Here is a 22,242-nt window from a genome sequence, read left to right as displayed (position 1 = left end):
GACTCCAGCAGGAGATGACGGCAAGCAGAGAACCCAAAGGGCGAAGCCTGTAGAGGGCTCAGCGTCGTTCCAATGAAAGCGTCTACCTGAAGTGCAGAAGAAATGGTCAAAAAGCCTGAGACATTTTGTCCCAGGCTTTTTGATCATTTCATTTCGCATTTTATTCTAATTAAATCAGATTATTGATTTTTGAACGTGTCTGTTAACACTGGTACGATTTGCTTTTTGCGGGACACAACGCCTTTTAATAGCGCAGTGTTATTATCAAGTGACAAATCAAAGGCCTTTTCAACGATGCTTGCATGGGCTCCTCGAACGATGACGGTTGAGTCATTATTTAAAATGTCTGTTACAGCCAAAACAAAAAGGGATAAATTCTTCTCTACAATTGCGAGATCCAGCATTTCTTCAATATCACTCTTTAAGCTGAGGACTTCAGCAGGATCGATAGCATTTACCTGAGCAATCTCTACCCTATGGTCACCCATTTCAAATACTTTTGCATCAAGGGAAATAAGCTGTTCAACCGTTTTTTCGCTGATATCTGCTCCTGCTTTCAGCATGTCAAGGCCATACGCTTGAGCATCTACTTCAGCAATCTTAGCTAATTCTTCCGCTGCTGCAATATCTTCCTCTGTACAGGTAGGTGATTTAAACAGCAGAGAATCAGAGATAATAGCAGAAAGCATTAATCCTGCTATGTCCTTTGGAACTTCCACTTGATTTTCCTTAAATAATTTGAGCAAAATCGTGGCCGTACATCCAACAGGTTCAGCTCTGAAATAGAGGGGCTCACTTGTTTCGAAATTTGAAATCCTGTGATGATCGATAACCTCCGCAATCCGCACGTCCTCTATATCATCTGCACTTTGCTGACGCTCGTTGTGATCTACGAGAATGACATTGTCTGCTTCTGGAGCCACTTTTTCCACTAAACGTGGTACATCTGTTTTAAAATAATTTAATGCAAATTGAGTTTCTTCGTTTATCTCTCCCAATCTTACAGGCTCTGCATTGCTGCCAATCTGATTTTTTAAATAAGCATAGACAACAGCAGATGTAATTGTGTCTGTGTCTGGGTTTTTATGACCAAATATCAATGTTTTTTCCATGGGCTCTGCTCCTTAATGAAAAGAATTTAATAAACGTCCTCAATCTTTGACGATATATTGTCTCTATCTTACCAATAATCCAGGTTTTCTTGTACCCAAAACTTTTAATCCCCGGTCTAATCGATAATGTTAAAAATATAGTTAAAGTACGAAATTCAATCCTGCACAGGAGGTCTGCTTCCTTCCGATTGATCAACGCTCTGCTGCCTTGTTGACAATGAACTTGAATGGGGGCTTTTTTAATGGCGATTGTGCTGATCTTATTAAATCTGCTTATTTTTCTTGGTCTTCTTGGTGTTTTATTCATTCTTAGAAGAAAAGGCGTTTCTTTTTCCAAGCGGGTGCTCCTTGGTTTGAGCTTTGGAATCGTTCTTGGTTTTGTTCTCCAGTTTATTTATTCTTCCGATTCCCATGTACTTCAGACATCGGCTGATTGGTTTCAATTAATCGGCGGCTCCTATATTAAGCTTCTTCAAATGATTGCGGTTCCGCTCATTTTTATATCTATTTTATCTGCTTTTACCAGAATGACATTAACCAAAAACCTTGGAAAAATAAGTGTACTGGTGATTGGTCTGTTAGTTGGGACTACGGCTGTCGCAGCTCTTATTGGCATTACATCTGCTGCAGGATTTGGTCTCGAATCCATTCAAATCGATCAGGGAGAAGAAGAAACGGCTCGTGGTGCTTCGCTGGAAGAAACGTATGGAACTGTAGAAAATGTTACATTCCCTCAGCATCTGCTTTCCCTTGTCCCGGCAAATCCATTTTTAGATATGACCGGCGCAAGGCCTTCATCGGTTATTGCTGTAGTTATATTCACCGTTTTTCTGGGCATTGCCTATCTTGGTATAAGAGAAAAGCAGTCTGTTCAAGCTTCGTTTTTCGCTGCTGGTGTTGAATCACTTTATGCAATTATTATGAAGGTTGTCAGTCTTATTTTGCAATTAACTCCATATGGGGTGCTGGCGGTTATGACGAAAACTGTTGCATTAACGAATCTCAATGCCATAGCCACATTGGCTGAGTTTGTTGCTGCTTCTTATGTCGCTTTGGGAGCTGTTTTTCTATTACATCTTCTGCTGCTTGCTTTTTCCGGTTTAAATCCATTCGTTTATCTTAAAAAAGCAATCCCGGTTCTTATCTTTGCTTTCACTACAAGAACAAGCGCAGGAGCACTCCCACTGAATATTCGAACGCAGCAGCAGCTCGGTGTTCAGGATGGAACAGCCAACTTTGCAGGTTCCTTTGGCTTATCCATTGGTCAAAACGGCTGTGCAGGGGTATATCCCGCGATGCTTGCCATTATGATTGCACCTACTGTGGGGATTAATCCATTGACTCCATCTTTTATTTTAACGGTTGTGGCCATAACTGCGATCAGCTCGTTTGGCGTCGCAGGGGTGGGCGGCGGAGCTACTTTTGCTGCAATACTTGTATTATCCGCTTTAAACCTGCCGATTGGCCTGGCAGGAATATTAATTTCCATAGAGCCTTTAATTGATATGGGCAGAACAGCGGTAAATGTGAGCGGCAGTATGACAGCAGGAATCCTGACAAGTAAATTAACAGGTGAACTGGATACATCCGCTTATTACGATCCCGATCGTGTCGTCGAAACAAAGTCTTAATTATTGAGTAAGCAAAAAAGAATGCTTTCACGATTTTCTGTGAAGGCATTCTCTCGTTTGCTGGTAAATCTCCAAAAATGAGCTTGAGACAAAAGTGTCTAAATGTATCCTCATTTTCTAAACTTTTTTGAGTTTGGTCCCAGCCTCATTTTTTCTTTAAAAGAGACAGGGTTTTTTCAATATCATTTAGCAATTCGTCGTCTGGAACCATGCGTTTTACTTTCTTTTCTCCAGGGCGGTCCATGATACTGAACGGTTTTTCCGTATACGTGGATTCCCGGAGTGCATCTATGTGATTCAAGATTGCGACATGGCTGATTCGAACGTATTTTCCATCTTCGTCATATAGTTCTTCGTTAACACTGATTTGTGCTTCCACTTTTTGTCCGGCTTCCAGGTTTTTTTCAACAGCCGTTGTCCAGATAAACCTGTTCTCTTTTGAATCTGTAAAATGAATGACATTGGACAAATGTGACTTTACCCGGGGTTTCACGTGAACTACAGCTAAGTCTATGGTTATTCTCACTTCATCTTTCCCCTTTCTTGCAGTGGTACCTACATATGTACTTTCATCAATAAAACGTTTAACAATCTCATTTTATTACCAGTAAAATGAGTAAATGCAAAGGACCTAATTTAGTATAAAGTATCTAACTGTGCTTTTGTCAATTAGAATTTTTAACCAATAAGTGTAATACTATATAAAACCTTGATATACATGCTTTTTAAAATATGGACTTTTTTTGAACATTTAGTTTGCTCTATAAAACATGGAACTTGAACAAGTTTGAATGCACCATTTTTTTGTATTTATCTATAAGAAACAATACATAACTGTATATTTATAGAATACCATATTTCGACTCACTAATAGTTTATCCATCAGAAAACTGTTCAATTATTTTCAAGTCATTTTTCTGTTTGTCCACTGCAAATTGTTGTATGATTATCTGGTTAATGTTAAACCATGAAAGAAGGAATGAACGTGTCATCTGAACAACGTAAAAAAATGATCATTTTAATGATTAATATGTTTATTGCAATCGGAAGCTTTGGAATCATTATTCCGATCCTTCCTGCTTATTTAAATTCCATCGGAGAAGCAGGAACCGCTGCAGGACTGATGATTGCCATTTTTGCCGGAGCACAGCTTATTATGTCTCCGATAACAGGAAAATGGGCGGATCAGTATGGCAGAAGAAAGATGATCATAGCGGGTCTTAGCGGACTGACTCTTTCTATGTTTGTCTTTTACTGGTCTGATTCAATATGGGTTCTATATGCTTCACGCGTGATTGGCGGAGTTGGTGCTGCGCTTCTGATCCCTGCGATTTTTGCTTATGTGGCAGATATTACATCCCTGGAGCAAAGAGCAAAAGGAAACAGTTATATTTCAGCTGCTATGTCACTTGGTATTGTAATTGGACCCGGTGTTGGGGGATTCTTAGCTGAATTCGGTCTAAAAATGCCGCTGTTAATTTCAGCACTGGTTTCCCTGGTGGCCGTTATTTTTTCTGTTATTATGCTGAAGGAAAGCCAGGAAACGGCACCTGCCGCTGAGACAGAATTGAAGCCTGATCCTTTATTGAAGAAACTTGGGGTTTCTGTTCAAAAGCCTTATTTTATACCACTTGTGATCACGCTAATTATGAGTTTTGGACTCATGGCTTACGAATCCGTTATCGGACTTTATGTGGATAACCAATTTGGTGCATCTCCATCTGAAATCGCACTGATGATCACAGCAACAGGGATTATTAGTGTAGTTGTTCAATTATTTGTAGTAGAGAGAATTGTGCGGAAATTAGGAGAAGGCAGTGTACTTACCATGTTCCTTGGGGTTGCAGCAGCCGGATTTTTCCTGTCCTTGTTCGCATCAAGCTATGTATTGTTTTTTGGCGTCACGCTGCTTATTTTTCTTGCTACATCCATCCTGCGACCTGTTTTAACCACTCTCGTTTCAAAGCTAGCCGGTAATGAACAGGGATTTGCGATGGGAATGAATAATGCGTATATGAGCATTGGAAATGTGCTTGGCCCCACACTTGCCGGAATTCTTTACGATGTAAATATTATCTATCCGTTTATTCTAGGATTAGTGGTGCTTTTCGTAACTATTTTCGTTTCCACGGGCTGGCAGCGGAAGGAATCGAGGAGACTGCTTCAGATTGAAGGAGATCAGATGTAAGCGATAGATATCTCTCTTGAATGATAGAAGCGGATGCTCTCTTAGCTCAATAAAGATAAAACCGGATGAAAATGATTCATTTTCATCCGGTTTTTTTATAATTTAATGACCTTTTACTTTAAAAACTTAACACAAACAGGTGTAGGTACGTGTAAGGTGGAGCCTGCAGCAGAGAGCTTTCCGGTTTCCGGATCTCTTTTATAAAGAACTGCATTACTGCTCTCTTCATTAGTCGTCACTACGAATCTTTCAGATGGATCCAACACAAAATCTCTCGGCCAATGTCCTCCGCATTCTGCGTACTCCACCAGACTGATTTGATAGGTTTCAGGATCAATTTCGAACACAGCAATGGAGTCGTGTCCTCTATTCCCTGCATACACAAATCTGCCATCTGAAGAAACATGGATTGCGCTGCCCTGGCTGTTTTCCGTGAAATCCTCGGGAATAGCCTTGACCGTTTGAATCAGCTCAAAAGATCCATCCGTTTGGTCAAAAGCGAGGACCAGTACTTCATTGCTAAGCTCAGTCATCACATAAGCAATTTTGCTGTTGGGATGAAAAGCAAGATGTCTGGGGCCTGCACCTGGTGACGCAGTAAAACGCTGAACGTCTCTCAGGCTGCCACCTGAGTACTCATAGGTAACAACTTCGTCTGTTCCAAGGTCAACACCAATTAAATACTTTCCGTCTTTTGTAAACCCGCTGTAATGCATATGAGGTGCATCCTGTCTTTCATGCGGTCCTCCACCCTCCTGTTGGGCTACATCCAGCTGCTCAATCAGTTCTCCGGTTTCCGGATTCACCTTATAAAGTACAGCTGTACCATCGTGATAATTTGCAGCAGCAGCAAATTCGTTTGCAGGATTGGGTTCCACATGACACGGGGTGCCTTCTCTTGGATCTACTTTATTAATTGGAGTCAGACCTCCACCTTCTGCATCGATCTCATAAGCAGCTAGTCCGCCGGGTGCAACTGCGTAGAGATACTTCTGATTTTCACTGATCGAAACATAGGTGGGACTTTGAAGTTCAGCAGCTACCTCAAGTGAAGTAAGCTCTTCTTTTTCTGTGTCAAGTGCAAAGGAATAAACTCCCTTGCTTTCTCCTTTTGTGTATGTACCAAAGTAACCTCTGAAAACTGTTTTGCTCATTTTCCCACACCTTCCCGTTATTTATCTATTTTCCTTTACCACTACAGTGTAAATCAAAACCTCTTCCTGCTACAGCATTAAATAGGAAATAAGAGGAATGGTCGCAAGGCTGAGCAGCGTCGAACCGAAGATGGCTACAACGGCTGTATCTTCTTCTGCCGTATATCTTGAAAATAAAACGGCGATTACCATTGCTGTAGGCATGGCTGCCTGAAGAACAATTAAGTTTGCCACCCAGCCCTCAAAGGAAACCAGGGTAAAAATCAGCATAACGATTAACGGAAGAATCAATAGCCGAAAACTGAGAGGAAACCACAGTTCAGGATATAGCGCTTTTCCTCTTTTCTTGAGCAAAGGCGGCAGCAGCATCCCTACATAAAGCATGGCCATAGGTGCAGCAAGCCCTGCGAGCATGGTCGTTAATTGAATAATCATTTGAGGAGGTTCAAACCCTGTAACTGCCGCTAAAATACCGAAAATAATGGCCATAACAGGGATATTGATGACCGCTTTTAATTGCCTGATATGAAATCTGCCCTCAGCCTGGAGCAGATAGATGACAACAGTATAGACTGTTACACTGAGACCCGCATCAAAAATAGCGGCCAAAAATCCTCCAGGTGCGCCAAAAATCGTTGCCGCAAGCGGAATACCTATGAACCCGGTATTTCCCAATGCCCCGAGGATCGTCATTTTCAAAGCAAAAATGGACTTAAATCTAAACAGTTTGGCGAAAATATAAACTAATCCTAAAGCGCCGATATGATAAACCAGCGAAATACCAAACACCATTGCAGCCAGGGACAGAGTCTCACCTGTCATTTCCACACTGAATATGCCATTTAATATAACTGCCGGGACAGCAACATTTAAGATAAGCAAAATCAAAACGGATTTTACTTCTTTTGTTACATTAACCTTCAGTGCAAAAAAAGAACCTATGGCGATCATGATTCCCATTACACAAATAGTTGAGATAACAACTTGTATATCCATAGCAGCAGGATTCCTCTCTTGCAATAATTTTTTCAATCGTACTTCAAAAAATTAGGGATGTCCAGTTGCAGGATAATCCTCTCAAATAATCCAAAGATAAATTTATCAATATATGTTTTCACTTCCTGCTAGTGGGAATACACCTGTGTAAGATTCTTTCTAAATTTGTATATACATTCAAGGTAAATGCTCCGTAGAAAAATAAATCTGATTAAAGATGGTGATTAGTATGTTTCAATTGTCTGATATGTGGACATTTTTGTGGTCATTTTTGATCGTTTTTCCAACTGTATCGCTCGTTCATCAACTCGGTCATTCTTTTTTTGCCATTATTTTCGGAGGAAGTGCAAGTTTCTCTTTAGGCAGAGGGCGAAAGCTTTTCAGTATTGGACCGGTAGATGTTCATTCTATATATTTTCTGGATTCCTTTTGTGAGTATACACCGCTAAAGTGGAACAACCGCTTTACGCATACAATGGTTCATCTGGGCGGGGTCATTTTCAATATCGGCTCAATCCTGCTGATTAATCTGCTGATTATAAATAATGTGATTGACCCGGATATTTTCTTTTATCAATATGCTTACTTTTCCGTTTATTTTGCAGCTTTTTCACTGCTTCCTGTAAGCTTTGGCGAGAAAAAATACAGTGATGGTCTGGCTGTAGTCCGAATCTTAAAATATGGAGAACGCGTTCAATTATTAAATTAAATGATTTAAAAAGAGCTTGGGACCAAAAGTGTCTCAAGCTCTTTGACCGGTTTGCTGCGCACTCAGGCAGAGACGGTTGATTAAGCCTTCCTGGACCTTGCCCTGCAAAGCCTCATGCTGCCGTCATCTCCTGTTAAAGCCGACGCCTTCCGATCCGCTCACCTCATACGATTAAAAAATACTGCCTTACTTTTGAACTTGCTTTGGTTATATTCCAGCCTCTTTTATATGCATATTCTGCATGAACAGCCATGCACCATGCTACACTATTCATAGATTAATAAAGTAAGGAGATGCGAATGAAAAAAGGTCTGAACCTGCTGTTCCTGGCTTCCGTTCTTGGCGTGATTATCTGGCTGTTGGCAGAAGAACATCAACGCCGAGAGCAATTAGCGAATGTACCCATGCCCACAGCACTGCACCCTATCGTTGAAGAAAAGAAAAATGAACTAGTTGAACAGTCTGCCCTGCAGGAGATTGACATTGTCATCACTGACGGCTTTCGTTCCGTTGAAGAACAAGACGAACTATACGAAAGGGGCAGATCCCTGGAAGGAAATATCGTTACTAATGCAAGAGGCGGAGAATCCTACCATAATTATGGTCTGGCGATTGATTTTGCTATACGCACGAGTGAAGAGACCGTTGTATGGGACATGGAGTATGACGGAAACGACAATGGACGCTCCGATTGGATGGAAGTGGTTGAAATTGCAAAAGATCTGGGGTTTTCCTGGGGAGGCGACTGGCATGGCTTTAAAGACTATCCTCATTTTGAAATGAGGTTTGGCCTTTCAATTCGCGAGCTGTAGCGGGGAGAACGGCCTGATTAAAAACCGGGCCGAATCCTCCACGCTCTACGCTCTCCTGGATTTTTCACAACTAAAAAAATTCATAAAACCTATCACTGAATGCCGCGAAAGATAGAAATATCTGCAGCGTTATGGCAAAGATACATCTGCAAACGAATAGCCGGCTTCATCATGTATCCCGTTAATTCGCAAATGCACAGGGCGTGAAAATATCGGACCGTCTACAACGACCGTATGGAATTCTCCCTCTTCACCGCATGCATCAATTCCCCAGCTCTCCAGCTCCTGAATCACTTCCCGTGTTATCTTTTTACCCAGAAACGAATCCGGAAGCTTCTCCTTTTTCACGACAATAATGAGACACTCAAACCCTTCATCTATAAGCTCATTTAATACCGACCGCCGATCCATTTTCCATAATGGATGATAGGAAGTGATCCCCGCTTTGCTGCAGGTATTTTCAACCCATGTCAGATGATCCTCAAGATCGATGTCACCAAAAACACCGTGCGTAATCCCCTCTGCCTTCATTTCGTCCGCAGCTTTTAAAAATTGGCTTTGATAGGTTTCCCAGGACGCACCCTTGATAAGAAGCGGGACTCCAATAGAATCCGCCTGAGCCTTAAGTACATCAAGTGGAAGTCCGTGGGATCTTGAACGTTCTGCATTTTCTTCAAACATGGTAAGCAGCTTTTCAGGCTGAAATCCTTCTCTGCACGCTTTGAGATACGCTAAAGCAGAATCCTTCCCTCCGCTCCACGAACTGAAAAATAGCTTTGAACTCACGTTGCCATCATCCTTTCAGATTAGTTTGCAAACATAGGCACCAGCTCTTGAATTGCGCTGATTCTCCCGTCTGCAGCCTGCCATTCCTCTTCGTTGCCAAATCCATATGTACATATCAAAACGGGGATATGATGAGCGTGTGCAGCTTCTATATCCGACGAACGGTCGCCTATCAAATACGCGTCTTTTTTGGGGAAAACGTTAAAATGCTCGCTTAAGATATCTGCTTTTTTCTCCCCTCCAATAGATCCTAAACAAATAGGATTGGTAAAGTACTGACGGATCTCCTGTGTGTCAAGCACCATGTCCAGATAGCGCTCCCCGCAGTTTGATGCAGTCGACAGGGTATGTCCCGCTTCTTTTAAAGCAGCGAGGGTTTCACGCACACCAGGGAATAAAATATCGTTCCCTTTTACAAGCTGTTCCAAAAAGATTCTTCTTCTTTCCCGAATCATAATTACTTCCTGAGCACTAGCCTGTGGGATTACTTTTGCCCAGAAATCTCCTCCGGTCAACCCGAATGCAGATTGAATCCGTTCTCTTGATGGTTCCTCTATATGAGGCATATCCTCAATGGATAAATGGATGGCTCTTGTTAAATAATCAGTAGAATCCACGATGGTGCCGTCTAAATCAAAAATTAGTAAAGCCATGGATGTTCCTCCTTCTTCATTGAACATTCTGAATCTCTTCCTTCCTCATTATGACACAAGTCCTCGCGTTTCGAACGATTAAACGACCGGTTTTCACTTCCACTTCAGCCGAATGCTTGATGCTGTAAGAACGGCAAAAAAATTCAAGAGAATAGAAGGAGGCTGGAACAAATTTGTCCCAGCCTTCATTTTTCTTAAATTTGATTGCTGCATGACCCAATTAATCTTTTAAGAACTAGTGCCTGCTGAGCGCAGACTGGCTAAAGCTTTATTTAGATCCCTCGTCTGATCATAGACCTTTTGATAGATGCTAAAGATTTCTTTATACTGCGCTGCATGCTCTGTCACCGGCTGGTATACTGCCGATTCCTGTAAAAATTCTTCTGCGCAGTCTTCCAGTGATTGGAACCAGCCGCATCCTAAAGCAGCAAGCATAGCCGCTCCCATACCGGGCCCCTGTTCAGAAGACAGACGGATCACCTCTGCATCAAAGATATCTGCCTGCATCTGCAGCCAAACCGGGCTTTTGGCAGCTCCGCCTATAGAAATGATTTTATCAATTTTCTTGCCTTCACTCCTGAAAATTTCAATCGATTCATTCAGTGAAAATGTAATGCCTTCGAGCACAGACCTGGTAAAGTCCTTCTGCTGATGTGAAGTGCTCATGCCAATAAAACTTGCACGAATATCAGCATCCGCATGCGGGGTCCGTTCTCCCGACAGATACGGCGTAAAAAGCAGTCCATTGGCGCCTGGAGGAACCGTCTTTGCTTCCTCAAGCAGTTCATCAAAACTATGATCTACAGCAAAGGTTTCCCGAAACCAGGTCAGACTGTGTCCGGCAGATAGCGTCACGCCCATTGTATAATAGCTGTTTTCTTTTCCATGATTAAAATAGTGGACCTTGCCGTCAAACTCTTTATCAGAAGAGGCTTCGTAGGAGAGAACCACACCTGACGTTCCAATGCTGCACATTGTAAGGCCATCCTTTAAAATACCAGCTCCAATGGCGCCGCAGGCATTGTCAGCACCGCCTGCAAATACTTTGGTCGAGCCTGCAAGTCCTGTGAGCTTTGCAGTTTCCTCTGTAATGGTCCCCACTAGAGCTTCAGATTCCACCAGATCCGGACAAAGCGACAAATCGATTTCCATAATTTGAGCTATTTCACTGCTCCATTCCTTCTTTGCGATATCGAGCAGCAAGGTGCCTGCAGCATCGGAATATTCAGCATGAAGCTGATTTGTAAGACGATAGCGCAGATAGTCCTTCGGCAAAACAAATTTATGTGCTTGTTCATAAAGTTCTGTTTCGTTTTCTTTGACCCATAAAAGCTTGGGAAGAGTAAACCCTTCAAGTGCAGGGTTTTTTGTAATATCGAGCAGTTTCTCTTTCCCCACTTTTTCTTCAATTTTTCTGCATTGAGAAGTAGTCCTGACATCATTCCACAAAATCGCGTTGCGGAGAACTTCATTATTTTCCCCAAGCAGAACCAGACCGTGCATTTGACCGGAAAAACTCATTCCCTTAATTTCGCTCACTTGCCCTTTAAAGTCGGCTGTGATCTCCGAAATCCCTTCGAGCGTTTTTTGAACCCACTCCTCAGGGTCCTGTTCACTCCAGCCTGGTTTTGAATGCAGGAGCGGGTAAGATTTTGAAACTTCCCTGACCACTTCTCCTGTTTGATTGATTAATAGGATCTTTACCGCACTCGTTCCCAAGTCAATTCCCAGTACGCAGTTCATTGCAATCACTCCTGAATATGACAAATTAATTATCTTTCAGCATAAGCCTGAAGCAAATATTGGTTCAGCACTGACTTGATAGACTCCAACCGTCCGGATTGATGCTTAATTTCAGTCAGTCCAAGTGCATAATCCTCAAGCCTCTTGAAATCCGTATTTCCATTTACAATATCAAGTCCAATTCCTTCTGTGTAGCTTCCGTACCGGTTCTCAAGAATATCTTCAAATACTTTATCTTCAATTAATTTCTGCGCTACTTTAAAGCCGACTGCAAAGCTGTCCATTCCCGCGATATGCGCATGGAATAAATCTTCCGGTTCAAACGATCCTCTTCTGACCTTTGCATCAAAATTCAAACCGCCCTTGCCGAGACCTCCATTTTTAATAATTTCGTACATAGCAAGAGTAGTAGAATAAAGATCTGTCGGAAATTCATCCGTGTCCCACCCTAATAGTGGATCTCCCTGATTGGCATCCACAGATCCAAGCAGTCCATTGATACGCGCATAGCGCAGTTCATGCTCAAATGTATGACCGGCAAGTGTCGCATGGTTGGCTTCAATATTAAATTTAAAGTAGTCATGCAGATTATACGATTGAAGGAATGCATAGCCGGTGGCCACATCAAAATCGTATTGGTGCGTAGTCGGCTCTTTCGGTTTTGGTTCAATTAAGAATTGAGCATCAAAGTCTATTTGCTTCGCATAGTCGACTGCCATGTGTAAAAAGCGTCCGAGGTTATCCATTTCAAGCTTCATATCTGTATTAAGCAGTGTTTCATATCCTTCACGGCCGCCCCAGAACACATAATTCTCCGCTCCGAGCTCTTTCCCAATTTCCATGCTCTTTTTCACTTTGGCTGCTGAGTACGCGAAAATATCAGCATTGCTTGACGTCGCAGCTCCATGAACAAAACGGGGGTGAGTAAACATATTTGATGTATTCCAAAGTAGTTTTGTTTTACTGTCCTTCATGTAATCCTTGATCATTCCGACAATTTGATCGAGATTTTGATTTGTTTCTTTCAGATTGCTTCCTTCCGGTGCGATATCAAGGTCGTGGAAACAGAAATATGGAACACCCAGCAAATCGTAGAATTCGAATGAAGCGTCAACGCGTGCTTTAGCCAGATCCATTCCTGTATAACGGTCCCATTGGCGGCTCATGGTTCCCGCTCCAAATGGATCACTTCCATCCATTGTGAATGTATGCCAATAAGCTACACCAAATCGAAGGTATTCCTCCATCGTTTTCCCTTGAAATGTTTCTTCAGGATTATAAAATTTAAAAGCAAATGGATTTTTTGATTGAGCACCTTCAAAGTTGATTTTTTTAACGTTTGAAAAATAAGCCATTTTCTATTCCTCCTATAAATTTAAACTTTTTTCCGTCGTGTAACTGCTTACATTTTTACGTTGCTTGAGACATTTCTGATTCCTTTTTCACAGGGGATTGATGAGTTGTTTCATCCAACCACAAAATGCTCGTCACGCCTCGCGGATAATATTTGCTGCCGATAATTTCACCGGAGATAATTTGGTCGCTCCAGCTCCAAACCGATAATTCAGGATGAGTAAGCCAGCTGACATGAGCTGCATCTGCCTTCCCACCGTCTTCATCTTTATGCTGCAAAATTTCTCTCGCAATAAATTGGCATAGATACACTTTGCTTAACCAGGAATTATTGCTGGTGGAAGAGATTTTCCATCCGCCGTCCTCAAACTTACAAACGCCTTCTTTTAGAACAGTCTCCAGATGCTTTTTCAAGGCAGCAATATACTCTTTAAACCGGCCATTCGGATCCAGCGCTTCGTGCAGATTCATGTAGTACGGGAAAATCAGTCCTTCAATAGCAGGGATAATTTGCGAGTCATTATTTTCACCCATCACAGCCGGGATAAAACCTTCTTCAGTCATATGGGACGAGATGGTGCCTGCCGTTTTTAATGCCTGACTGCCAGCTTCCTGAGCGAGTTTTTCCTCCCCATTCCTTGTGAACAGATGCTCGAGTGCTATATAAGCAGCCCAGATCTTCCCGCCAAGGTAGAGATTGTTCCGAGCCTGGCCGAGCGATACATCAAGACTGTCATACGTCGTGATTTCAGCCCCTCCCATCACACGGCTTGAATCCAGACCCATTAGGCCATTTCGTTTTTCCGGGTCCGGATGATCACGGTTGATCATGCTTTCAAAACATTGTTTGAAAATCGTCATGTTCTTTTCCAGCCATTGGTTATCTGCCGTATTCTCCGCATACACAGCTGCCGTCAGCACCCAGTTTACAAGCTGCTCATGCGTCATGTGAGAGAAGCAGCCGTCAATGCCATATACCTCATACGATGAATAGTGCGGTCTGCTGATGGTATTGGCTACCCCCATATCATGCGTAAAGCTCAGCCCGCCTTTATAGAGCTTTTCATCATTCGGAAAACGGACCTCATCTTCATAGCTGAAGCGTTTTACAAACATATCGAGTTCATTTTTTACCGTCCACGGGTTCATTTTCATTTCGAAAAATAACTGATCCACTGTGAGGTCAAAGGTGTTCATCATGCGGTATTCACCTTCATTCACTACCCAGAAAGGCTTTCCCTCATCAAGCAATAGCTGTGTGTTGCCGTAATAGCTGCGGATTGAATGAGCTAACATGAACTTTTGATCCTCAGATAATGCAGAATTGCTGATCCACTCATTGCTCTTTACTGCTCTTTCCTTAATGAGATCGAAATTCTCCAAGGCATAAGCAGCCACATCTTCAATGCAGTTAAAATAATTTGTATAATAATAGGAAGTATCCAAGCCTGCAGTAGCAATTCCTCCTCTGTAAAAGCAGATCGCAAACTGACAGGTCGCTTTTTCCCCGGCAGGAACATCCACAATGAGCGTCCCCATTGGTCCAAGACCAAATGTCCAATTTTCTTCATGCGGGGTAGTCAGTATATTTTCCATGCTGAAGTGCATCGCTGATTTTGCTTTTCCCTGCTGAGCTGCAATAGCCGTAAGGCGTCCTTCCGCTATGCCTGTTATGGGCTGATGAAGATCATCAAGCCTTCTCATGGAGCTGTAAGGATCACTTCCTTCATAGCCGAAAAACGCTCTTCTTGTTTTCTTTCCTTTTGTATTATCCACCGTTAATTCAGCCAGCACAGCCGGCACTAATGTCCGCTTTACTTCCTCTTCTGCTGCTTGTTCAGGATCTTCAACAGGATGAACCTGAGAATAGATAGTGAATGTCAGGTCGCCCGCTTTCCATGTATCCGTGCCCAGTTGAAAATCTCTTTCCACTTCATGTTTTTGAAAGGGATGAATGATATCCGGTTTATCAGGATCCGGATCAGGGTTCTCAATATCGTAGCGCTTACTTTCATCCTCATTCGTGCCGAAAAAAGGAAGAGCCTGATAGATGCCTTCCTGCTCAGAAGACTCCAGTCCTATGTACACGTTTTTTCTGGGAGATCGCCCCAATTCCAAATCCAGTCCGCCGCCATTACCCGGAAAACCGAGAGTGAAGCTTGAAAAAGCGCCAATTGGTGAATGATGAGCATTAAAAAACATATTGTTCATTGTTTTTCTCCTTTCGACCCTATAGTCTGCCTATGCCGTTTTTTCATTATGGAAAAATAAAAAGTCTTTACCCTTTAAGATTATCAGACAACTTAAAGTTTGTCTATCAAACAAACTAAGTATATGATAAAATATTTTTACGATACGTTTTATAAAGGAGACCGGATAAATGACGAATCATACTTGGAATCAGCATGTAGTAAAAAAGGGAAATAAATCATTGGTCCTTCAACATATAAAGAAGAATACACCGATCTCCCGGGCAGACATCGCAAAAGCAACCGGATTGAATAAAAGTACCGTGTCCTCTCTCGTGAGTGAATTGCTTGAAGAAAATTTAATTTACGAATCAGGTCCCGGAGAGTCAAGCGGCGGCAGACGTCCTGTCATGCTCTACTTTAATGGACAAGCCGGCTTTTCCATTGGCATTGATCTCGGAGTGAATTATCTTCTGGGCATCTTAACGGACTTAAATGGGAAGATTATTTATGAAGAAAAAAGCTATTTTTCTCAGCTTACATTTATAGAGATCGAAGGCAGACTATTTGAGTTGATCAATAGTTTGCTTCAAAGCACCCCTTCCTGTACTTACGGGGTAATTGGAATTGGAATTGGTGTTCCGGGTGCTGTTAATAAAGAAGGAGAAATTCTTCATGCGCCTAACTTAAAATGGGAAAACATCAAGTTGAAAGAGATTGTAGAAAATCAATTTTCTCTTCCGGTAACGATCGAAAATGAAGCTAACGCAGGAGCCTATGGTGAAAAAAGATTTGGAACAGGCAAAGAAGCAGAAAATCTTGTGTATGTCAGTGCAGGAACTGGCATTGGAGTCGGGATCATTTTAAACGAAAGTCTTTATCAGGGGAATAATGGATTTTCAGGAGAAATGGGTCATATGACCATTGATATCAATGGACCGGACTGTACATGTGGAAATCACGGCTGCTGGGAACTGTACGCATCAGAGAAAGCCTTGCTGGCTAAGGCAGGCAAGCTTGAAATCAGCAGGGATTTGGATCTTGAGGGATTGATCACACTTGCAGGAAGGCACCCGGAAGCTGCGGATCTATTTAAAGAGATTGGAATGTACCTAGGCGTAGGGATAAACTCGATTATCCATACCTTCAACCCGGATCATGTCATCATTGGAAACCGATTGGGATCGGCAAAAGCATTTCTTGAAGCTCCTATCCTTCAATATATCAAGGATCATTCGCACTGGTTTCACCAAAAAGACCTGCAAATCAGCTTTTCTAAAAATTCCACGTATGCAGCTGCTCTTGGTGTAACGGCGTTTGCTGTGGAAAATTTCCTTCAGATTGATTTAGTGAATTAATTCTACATGCTTCAAAACGCTTTAATCATATAGAGCATAAAAAAGCTGTCAAAGATCAGACTTTACTGACTTTTGAACAGCTTTTTTATTTACCCCTGTATCGTCCTGCCCACATCTTGTCCATGAAGGATGTTGTTAAAAATTCCTTTCTCCGCTTCTCCACGTTTCTTGTCGAGGCTGTCCCATATCCCAAGAATATACATGATGCCAAGCGCTCTGTCGTACAGTCCATATCCTGGACGGGCTTCTTCATTCCAAATCATTCTGCCGTGATCTGGTCTTAAATACCCTGTAAAATTCAAGTCGTGAAGAACATGCAGCAGATCATATAAATCAATCGATCCATCCTTGCTGCGGTGAGAGGTTTCATGAAAATCCCCATTGTCACTTCTTTTTATATTTCTTAAATGAACAAAAGGAACGCGGTCTTGTTCACAGAAGTATTGAAGAATCTCCGGAAGATTGTTTTCAGCATTCGCTCCTAAAGATCCCGAACAAAATGTAATCCCATTATACGGACTGTCTACCATAGCTGTTATGAGTTCCAGATCTTTTCGATTTTTCACAATACGAGGCAGCCCGAACACAGACCATGGCGGATCATCGGGATGGATGGCCATTCTGACATCAAACTCTTCTGCTACCGGGATCACTTTCTCGAGAAAGTACTTTAAATTATTACGTAAATCTTCTTCAGTTATGTTTTTGTATTGCTCAAGCAGGCTCTTGATTAATTTTAGCCGTTCCGGTTCCCAGCCAGGCATGGTGAACCCTTTTGATGAAGCCCCCACGGCATCAATTAAGACAGCCGGATCAAGCTGTTCTATTTTCGCTTTTTCATAAGCCAGAACAGTCGAACCATCTTTTAATTCTTTCACTAAATCAGAACGGGTCCAATCGAAAACAGGCATGAAATTATAACAAATCACTTTAATACCCGCCTGTGCAAGGCTGCGAATCGTCTCTTGATAGTGTTCGATATATCGATCCCTTGTCGGAAGCCCGAGCTTGATATCTTCATGAATATTGACACTTTCAATTACGTTAAGTTCAAGGCCCTTTTGCTCTACCTCTTTTTTTAGTGCCATAATCTTATCCAGAGGCCACATATCTCCTGCAGGAATGTCTCCAAGTGCCGATACAACACCGCTCAAACCGGGAATCTGCCTTATCTGATCGAGCGTCACACTGTCGTCTGTCTGCCCAAACCACCGAAAAACAATTTTCATATTGAAGGTCTCCTCACTATTGTAAATAATCCTGATTTTATTGCGCCATTGTTAAATCGTAATCTTCTGAGTAAAGGCGGCAGTCGCGTGATGGTCTGCTTAAGCTTTACTCAGAGAATTACGGGTCAGCCTGGTTGACAGTTCCTTTCTATTGCGTAAAACATTTTAAAACCGTTACATTCCTCACCAAGTCTCAACCGGACCCTAAGAAAACATTTGTCAGTTAACCATCACATTGTTCCGGCAGTTTGAAATTCTAGAATACTAGAATGGTAGTTTCGACAGCAAAAAAATATGATAACTACATTTTACTATTCGAGGTGATTAACCGGTCGTCCAGTTCAGGATATGCTGCTGTCTCATCTTTCACGGGCTGCAGTTCAATTAAAGTGACTTCATTCTTTAAAAGCTCGACACCCAGTTCGAGATGGCTTTTGGTTTTATTCACCCTTGAAGTGATCAATTCCGGAACAGATGCTTCACGCAGAGTCTGAATCATTTTTTTGTCAGGGAACCTTGGTCTTCCAAGCTCTTTCCAGGTTTTCCATGGATTCGCTTTTTCTTCGTGTACTCGTTGACGTTTAATAAAAACATCAGAAAAATCAAGCTGCATTTCCAGTGATAACGTTCTTTTCCCATTGCCTTCTATTTCATTGTACAAGTTCCAGGCAACGATTGCCAGACCTCCATTCCTTTTTTTTGTTACAATTACATGCTCATCACGGAAAACCAGTTCTTCGCCCAGCTGATTGAAGAAATGGAACAAATGAAAGGTTGGTTTTGGAATTTCGTTCAGTGCAATTAGTCCAAAGCCGCCATGAAACTGTGATTTGGGCACATCGGCTTCTTCAAATACATCGCTGAATGTCCAGTATGAGAAGGAATCCACATAATCTCCTCCTTCACTTAAAATTCTAGCTAAGTAAGCTGCGTTAAAGGCTGTATCATGCACAGGGTTAATAGGACTGTAAGATGTATTATACTCGGTTATATGAAACGGAAGATCTGGAAATGGCGACTCCTTAATCCTATTTCTAACCGCTTTAAACTGATCCAGCATATCGGTGTTTTCCGCTAATTCCTGATAATAATAGTCAGGTGTTACTTTATGAGGGGGGTGAGAGGTGTAAGCATGCCTGCTGACGAAATCTACCGGCACCTCTTTTTCTTTGCAAAAAAGAAGAAAATCAGTAATCCATTCGTCCGCCCCTCCACAAATAGCAGGACCTCCTACTTGCAGATCAGGATGCACCTTTTTAACGGCAAGTGCTGTCGATTCATATAGCTTGAAATATTCATCTTTATCTGCATTTTCCCAGAAGTTAGTCAGATTAGGTTCATTCCATACTTCAAATGGCCATGTTAAAACCTCATCGATTCCGTAGCGCTCTGTGAAATGAGAGACAACTGCATAAATCAGATTTTCCCACTTTTCGTAGTCTTTTGGAGGGGTTACGTTGCCCTTCCAATAAAAAACCGTCTGATCACCTGAAGCCAGTAAATCAGGCATAAAGCCAAACTCGATAAAAGGGCGGATCCCCATTTCAAGAAAGGAGTCAAAAATCCGGTCTATATAAGTGAAATTATAAAAAGGCTCTGATTTTCCATCAATGACCATTTCCCTGTAAATTCCTATGTCGTCGGATAGGAGGCCATGACCGCGTATATATTGAAAATTGATTTTTTCTTTCACCAGCTTTAAATGGTCCAAGTACTCCTTTTGCAAGGCAAGTCCAAGTCGCCCGGTGCCAATACAATACTGCCAGTTTTTATTCATTTTTGTGGTATTTGTAAATGTAATAATTTTCTTTTCCATACTTCCTCTCCTTTCTCTACCTTTCACCTTAGGATTTTCTTCGATGCGTGGGCCTCCTTAGCACGCAATGCTGGGTGTAGCGAAGGAGAACGTTCAGCTACACACCCGAATAGGACATAAAGCCGCCGTCAACCGGAACACTGATCCCCGTTACAAACCCGCTTGCCTGATTATCAATCAGCCAGACCAGCGTGCCAAGCAAATCTTCCGGTTTTCCCAGTCTTCTCATCGGTGTATGGGCAAGAATTTTCTCAGTTCTGGCTGTGTAAGTGCCATCCTCATTTTGAAGCAGTGCCTGGTTTTGTGCGGTCAGGAAAAAACCCGGTGCGATCGCATTGACCCTGATTCCCGCTTCAGCCATATGTACAGCACTCCACTTTGTAAAGTTTTCGATTCCGGCTTTTGCCGCACTATAGGCCGGCACCTTTGTCATCGGGCTTGGAGCGCTCATGGAAGAGATATTAATGATGACGCCACCCTCTTTCATCATCTGTCTCGAGAAAACTTGTGTAGGAATGAGCGTGCCTACAATGTTTAGATTGAAAACATATTCAAACCCCTCTTTAGTCAGATCAAACAAAGTGGTAATGGCCTCGTCATCCAGGTCCTCCTGATTTAGCGTCTCTTTCGAAGTGCTGCCGTCGGGATGATTTCCTCCCGCTCCATTAATCAGCACGTCGCATCCTCCATATGATTCGAGGACCATTTTAGCGGCTTCTCTTACACTTTCGGGATTCACTACATCACACTGTATCGCAAGAGCTTCTCCACCAGCCTGTTGAATCTCATTAGCCACTTTTTCTGCTTTTTCAATCGTTCGGTTGAGAATGACGATTTTCATTCCCTGTCTGGCCAGTTCCCGCGCCATACAGCTGCATAAAACACCGCCGCCCCCTGTAATTACTGCAACTTTTCCGTTGAGATTTTCGCTTATGGCAAGCAACTTTTTCATCCTTTCTCTTCTTCTGTTTAAAATACGGTTGGTGATGATTGTGTGACGTTAAAATACTGTCTTGCATTAAAATAACTGATGTCTTCGACCAATTTTCCAAGCAGCTGCTGATCGCGTGGAAGTTCTCCTTTTTCAACCCATTCACCGATCATATTGCATAAAATTCTTCTGAAATATTCATGGCGCGGGAAAGACAAAAAGCTTCTGGAATCGGTCAGCATTCCAATAAAATTGCTTAAGAGCCCTACATTTGAAAGGTCTGTCATTTGAGCAAGAATTCCATCTTTGGTGTCATTAAACCACCAGCCGGCTCCCATCTGTACTTTCCCTTTAACGTTTTCATCCTGAAAATTACCGGCAGCAGAAGCCACTATATAATTATGAATTGGATTTAATGAATAAATAATGGTTTTAGGCAGTTGATTGTGTTTATCCAACTCGTTAAGGAAAGCATTAAGCGGTTTAGCCAATTGATAATCATTAATCGAGTCGAACCCAGTGTTTGAACCTAATGAGTCGAACTTTCTTGCATTGGTATTTCGCAATGCGCCAATATGAAGCTGCATCACCCAATCCAGAGAATGATAATGTTCTCCTAAAAACAGCAATGTGTAGGTTTTATATTTTTGTATTTCAAGATCGGTAAGAGGTATGCCCTCTTTTGCTTTTTCAAAAACTGCAGCGGCTTCAGCGTGCGTGCAGACTTTAAACGGAAGAAATTCGAATCCATGGTCAGACACTCTGCAGCCATGTTCATGAAAGAAGCCGATCCGCGTTTTTACCGCTGACAAAAAGTCATCAAATTGACTGATCGTGATTTGCGTTGCTGCTTGCAGCTCATTCACATATTGCTGAAACGCCGGCTGGCTGATGTCAAGTAAAGGATCCGGTCGAAACGAGGGCAGAACCTCGGTTTTAAAACCATCCTGTTTTTTCAGCTTTTTGTGAAAAACAAGCTCGTCCAGCGGATCATCTGTAGTTCCTATCATTTCAACGTTAAATCTCGTAATTAATTGCTGTGGCGTAAAGTCCTGTTGAGATAACATATCATTGCATCTGTTCCATATCTCATCGCTCGTCTCATCACTCAAAAGCAAATCAATATCAAAATATCTTTTCAGCTCCATATGAGTCCAGTGATACAGTGGATTTCCAACACACGCTGGGACTGTTCTGGCCCAGGCCTTAAATTTCTCGTAATCGCTTACATTTCCGGTTATCGCCATTTCTTTTTCGCCTGTACTTCTCATCGCTCTCCATTTATAGTGGTCCCCGTTCAGCCATATTTGCGTCAGGTTCGAATACGGCTTATTTTCAGCAATCTCCTCCGCCGGTAAATGACAGTGGTAATCAATAATAGGAAGGGGTTTTGCATGATCATGGTAAAGAGTTTTAGCAAACGACCCGGATAGTAAAAAATCTTCGTGAATAAAAGAAGTCAATAGGATCCCCCTTTATCTAAATAGTTTCTTAAATTTTCAATAGTATAATAGTTAAACAAAGGTTAACGATGTTCTTTTCTCCTATCAATTTCATATTCCCAAAATATATTTATATGCAG

General features: G+C 42.1%; 18 protein-coding genes. 5 read left to right on the top strand and 13 right to left on the bottom strand.

Annotation, left to right across the window (positions count from 1 at the left end; translation table 11 throughout):
- Positions 1 to 179: 179 nt before the first annotated feature.
- Positions 180 to 1,112: a manganese-dependent inorganic pyrophosphatase gene (locus ACQCT8_RS10915; protein ID WP_426871021.1), complete on the bottom strand. Its 933-nt coding sequence runs from the start codon at positions 1,110 to 1,112 to the stop codon at positions 180 to 182.
- 242 nt (positions 1,113 to 1,354) lie between these two features.
- Here ACQCT8_RS10915 and ACQCT8_RS10910 point away from each other — a divergent pair, with 242 nt between their 5' ends.
- Entirely contained in the window at positions 1,355 to 2,743 is a 1,389-nt protein-coding gene (locus ACQCT8_RS10910) for an L-cystine transporter (RefSeq protein ID WP_426871019.1), read from the top strand.
- A gap of 145 nt (positions 2,744 to 2,888) precedes the next feature.
- Here ACQCT8_RS10910 and ACQCT8_RS10905 read toward each other — a convergent pair whose 3' ends face one another.
- Entirely contained in the window at positions 2,889 to 3,269 is a 381-nt protein-coding gene (locus tag ACQCT8_RS10905; protein WP_278240548.1) for a hypothetical protein, read from the bottom strand.
- A gap of 459 nt (positions 3,270 to 3,728) precedes the next feature.
- Here ACQCT8_RS10905 and ACQCT8_RS10900 point away from each other — a divergent pair, with 459 nt between their 5' ends.
- A complete protein-coding gene (locus ACQCT8_RS10900; RefSeq protein ID WP_426871017.1) occupies positions 3,729 to 4,931 on the top strand; it encodes an MFS transporter in 1,203 nt (400 codons plus the stop codon).
- 113 nt (positions 4,932 to 5,044) lie between these two features.
- Here ACQCT8_RS10900 and ACQCT8_RS10895 read toward each other — a convergent pair whose 3' ends face one another.
- Positions 5,045 to 6,085, bottom strand: coding sequence for a lactonase family protein (locus tag ACQCT8_RS10895; protein WP_426871015.1), 1,041 nt, complete (start codon positions 6,083 to 6,085; stop codon positions 5,045 to 5,047).
- Between the two features lie 69 nt (positions 6,086 to 6,154).
- Positions 6,155 to 7,081 (bottom strand): AEC family transporter, encoded by a 927-nt coding sequence (locus ACQCT8_RS10890; RefSeq protein ID WP_426871013.1) that lies wholly within the window; start codon positions 7,079 to 7,081, stop codon positions 6,155 to 6,157.
- Positions 7,082 to 7,310: 229 nt separating this feature from the next.
- Here ACQCT8_RS10890 and ACQCT8_RS10885 point away from each other — a divergent pair, with 229 nt between their 5' ends.
- Together ACQCT8_RS10885 and ACQCT8_RS10880 are read left to right on the top strand one after the other, a co-directional pair.
- A complete protein-coding gene (locus ACQCT8_RS10885; protein WP_426871012.1) occupies positions 7,311 to 7,790 on the top strand; it encodes a hypothetical protein in 480 nt (159 codons plus the stop codon).
- Between the two features lie 293 nt (positions 7,791 to 8,083).
- Entirely contained in the window at positions 8,084 to 8,602 is a 519-nt protein-coding gene (locus ACQCT8_RS10880) for a M15 family metallopeptidase (RefSeq protein ID WP_426871011.1), read from the top strand.
- Between the two features lie 129 nt (positions 8,603 to 8,731).
- Here the strand turns inward: ACQCT8_RS10880 and ACQCT8_RS10875 are convergent, their stop codons facing one another.
- The 5 genes from ACQCT8_RS10875 to ACQCT8_RS10855 all read right to left on the bottom strand — a co-directional run bounded on the left by ACQCT8_RS10875 (position 8,732) and on the right by ACQCT8_RS10855 (position 15,348).
- Positions 8,732 to 9,388, bottom strand: coding sequence for a diphthine--ammonia ligase (locus ACQCT8_RS10875; protein WP_426871009.1), 657 nt, complete (start codon positions 9,386 to 9,388; stop codon positions 8,732 to 8,734).
- 20 nt (positions 9,389 to 9,408) lie between these two features.
- On the bottom strand, positions 9,409 to 10,041 hold the full coding sequence (locus ACQCT8_RS10870; protein ID WP_426871007.1) for an HAD family hydrolase: 633 nt from the start codon (positions 10,039 to 10,041) through the stop codon (positions 9,409 to 9,411).
- A 228-nt stretch (positions 10,042 to 10,269) separates the two neighbouring features.
- The gene (gene xylB / locus ACQCT8_RS10865) at positions 10,270 to 11,784 is read right to left on the bottom strand and encodes a xylulokinase (protein WP_426871005.1); all 1,515 of its coding nucleotides are present in this window, start codon (positions 11,782 to 11,784) and stop codon (positions 10,270 to 10,272) included.
- A gap of 29 nt (positions 11,785 to 11,813) precedes the next feature.
- A complete protein-coding gene (xylA, locus tag ACQCT8_RS10860; protein ID WP_426871003.1) occupies positions 11,814 to 13,139 on the bottom strand; it encodes a xylose isomerase in 1,326 nt (441 codons plus the stop codon).
- Positions 13,140 to 13,194: 55 nt separating this feature from the next.
- A complete protein-coding gene (locus ACQCT8_RS10855) occupies positions 13,195 to 15,348 on the bottom strand; it encodes a glycoside hydrolase family 52 protein (protein WP_426871001.1) in 2,154 nt (717 codons plus the stop codon).
- A 169-nt stretch (positions 15,349 to 15,517) separates the two neighbouring features.
- On the opposite strand from ACQCT8_RS10855, the gene ACQCT8_RS10850 reads away from it, so the two are divergent.
- Complete coding sequence (locus ACQCT8_RS10850; RefSeq protein WP_426870999.1) at positions 15,518 to 16,684, top strand: ROK family transcriptional regulator; 1,167 nt, start codon at positions 15,518 to 15,520, stop codon at positions 16,682 to 16,684.
- An 89-nt stretch (positions 16,685 to 16,773) separates the two neighbouring features.
- Here ACQCT8_RS10850 and uxuA read toward each other — a convergent pair whose 3' ends face one another.
- The 4 genes from uxuA to uxaC form a co-directional block, all read right to left on the bottom strand.
- The gene (gene uxuA, locus ACQCT8_RS10845; RefSeq protein WP_426870997.1) at positions 16,774 to 17,913 is read right to left on the bottom strand and encodes a mannonate dehydratase; all 1,140 of its coding nucleotides are present in this window, start codon (positions 17,911 to 17,913) and stop codon (positions 16,774 to 16,776) included.
- A 301-nt stretch (positions 17,914 to 18,214) separates the two neighbouring features.
- Positions 18,215 to 19,729: a GH39 family glycosyl hydrolase gene (locus tag ACQCT8_RS10840; protein ID WP_426870995.1), complete on the bottom strand. Its 1,515-nt coding sequence runs from the start codon at positions 19,727 to 19,729 to the stop codon at positions 18,215 to 18,217.
- 97 nt (positions 19,730 to 19,826) lie between these two features.
- Positions 19,827 to 20,681 carry an SDR family oxidoreductase gene (locus ACQCT8_RS10835; RefSeq protein WP_426870993.1) on the bottom strand — a complete coding sequence of 285 codons (855 nt, stop codon included), beginning with the start codon at positions 20,679 to 20,681 and terminating at the stop codon, positions 19,827 to 19,829.
- A 17-nt stretch (positions 20,682 to 20,698) separates the two neighbouring features.
- Positions 20,699 to 22,123 carry a glucuronate isomerase gene (gene uxaC, locus ACQCT8_RS10830; RefSeq protein WP_426870991.1) on the bottom strand — a complete coding sequence of 475 codons (1,425 nt, stop codon included), beginning with the start codon at positions 22,121 to 22,123 and terminating at the stop codon, positions 20,699 to 20,701.
- Positions 22,124 to 22,242 lie beyond the last annotated feature (119 nt).

Source organism: Jeotgalibacillus proteolyticus (assembly GCF_050107735.1).
Taxonomy (GTDB): Bacteria; Bacillota; Bacilli; order Bacillales; family Jeotgalibacillaceae; genus Jeotgalibacillus; species Jeotgalibacillus proteolyticus_A.
The sequence above is the reverse complement of the archived record's forward strand: the minus strand, read 5'-3'. Positions and strand labels throughout refer to the sequence as shown.

Bases quoted from the DNA above. Each gene is read 5' to 3' on its own strand.
- ACQCT8_RS10910 (WP_426871019.1), top strand. From the start codon at position 1,355: ATGGCGATTGTGCTGATCTTATTAAATCTGCTTATTTTTCTTGGTCTT.
- ACQCT8_RS10915 (WP_426871021.1), bottom strand. From the start codon at position 1,112: ATGGAAAAAACATTGATATTTGGTCATAAAAACCCAGACACAGACACA.
- xylA (WP_426871003.1), bottom strand. From the start codon at position 13,139: ATGGCTTATTTTTCAAACGTTAAAAAAATCAACTTTGAAGGTGCTCAA.
- ACQCT8_RS10835 (WP_426870993.1), bottom strand. From the start codon at position 20,681: ATGAAAAAGTTGCTTGCCATAAGCGAAAATCTCAACGGAAAAGTTGCA.
- ACQCT8_RS10890 (WP_426871013.1), bottom strand. From the start codon at position 7,081: ATGGATATACAAGTTGTTATCTCAACTATTTGTGTAATGGGAATCATG.
- ACQCT8_RS10880 (WP_426871011.1), top strand. From the start codon at position 8,084: ATGCGAATGAAAAAAGGTCTGAACCTGCTGTTCCTGGCTTCCGTTCTT.
- ACQCT8_RS10855 (WP_426871001.1), bottom strand. From the start codon at position 15,348: ATGAACAATATGTTTTTTAATGCTCATCATTCACCAATTGGCGCTTTT.
- xylB (WP_426871005.1), bottom strand. From the start codon at position 11,784: ATGAACTGCGTACTGGGAATTGACTTGGGAACGAGTGCGGTAAAGATC.
- ACQCT8_RS10840 (WP_426870995.1), bottom strand. From the start codon at position 19,729: ATGGAAAAGAAAATTATTACATTTACAAATACCACAAAAATGAATAAA.
- ACQCT8_RS10870 (WP_426871007.1), bottom strand. From the start codon at position 10,041: ATGGCTTTACTAATTTTTGATTTAGACGGCACCATCGTGGATTCTACT.
- ACQCT8_RS10895 (WP_426871015.1), bottom strand. From the start codon at position 6,085: ATGAGCAAAACAGTTTTCAGAGGTTACTTTGGTACATACACAAAAGGA.
- uxuA (WP_426870997.1), bottom strand. From the start codon at position 17,913: ATGAAAATTGTTTTTCGGTGGTTTGGGCAGACAGACGACAGTGTGACG.
- ACQCT8_RS10885 (WP_426871012.1), top strand. From the start codon at position 7,311: ATGTTTCAATTGTCTGATATGTGGACATTTTTGTGGTCATTTTTGATC.
- ACQCT8_RS10850 (WP_426870999.1), top strand. From the start codon at position 15,518: ATGACGAATCATACTTGGAATCAGCATGTAGTAAAAAAGGGAAATAAA.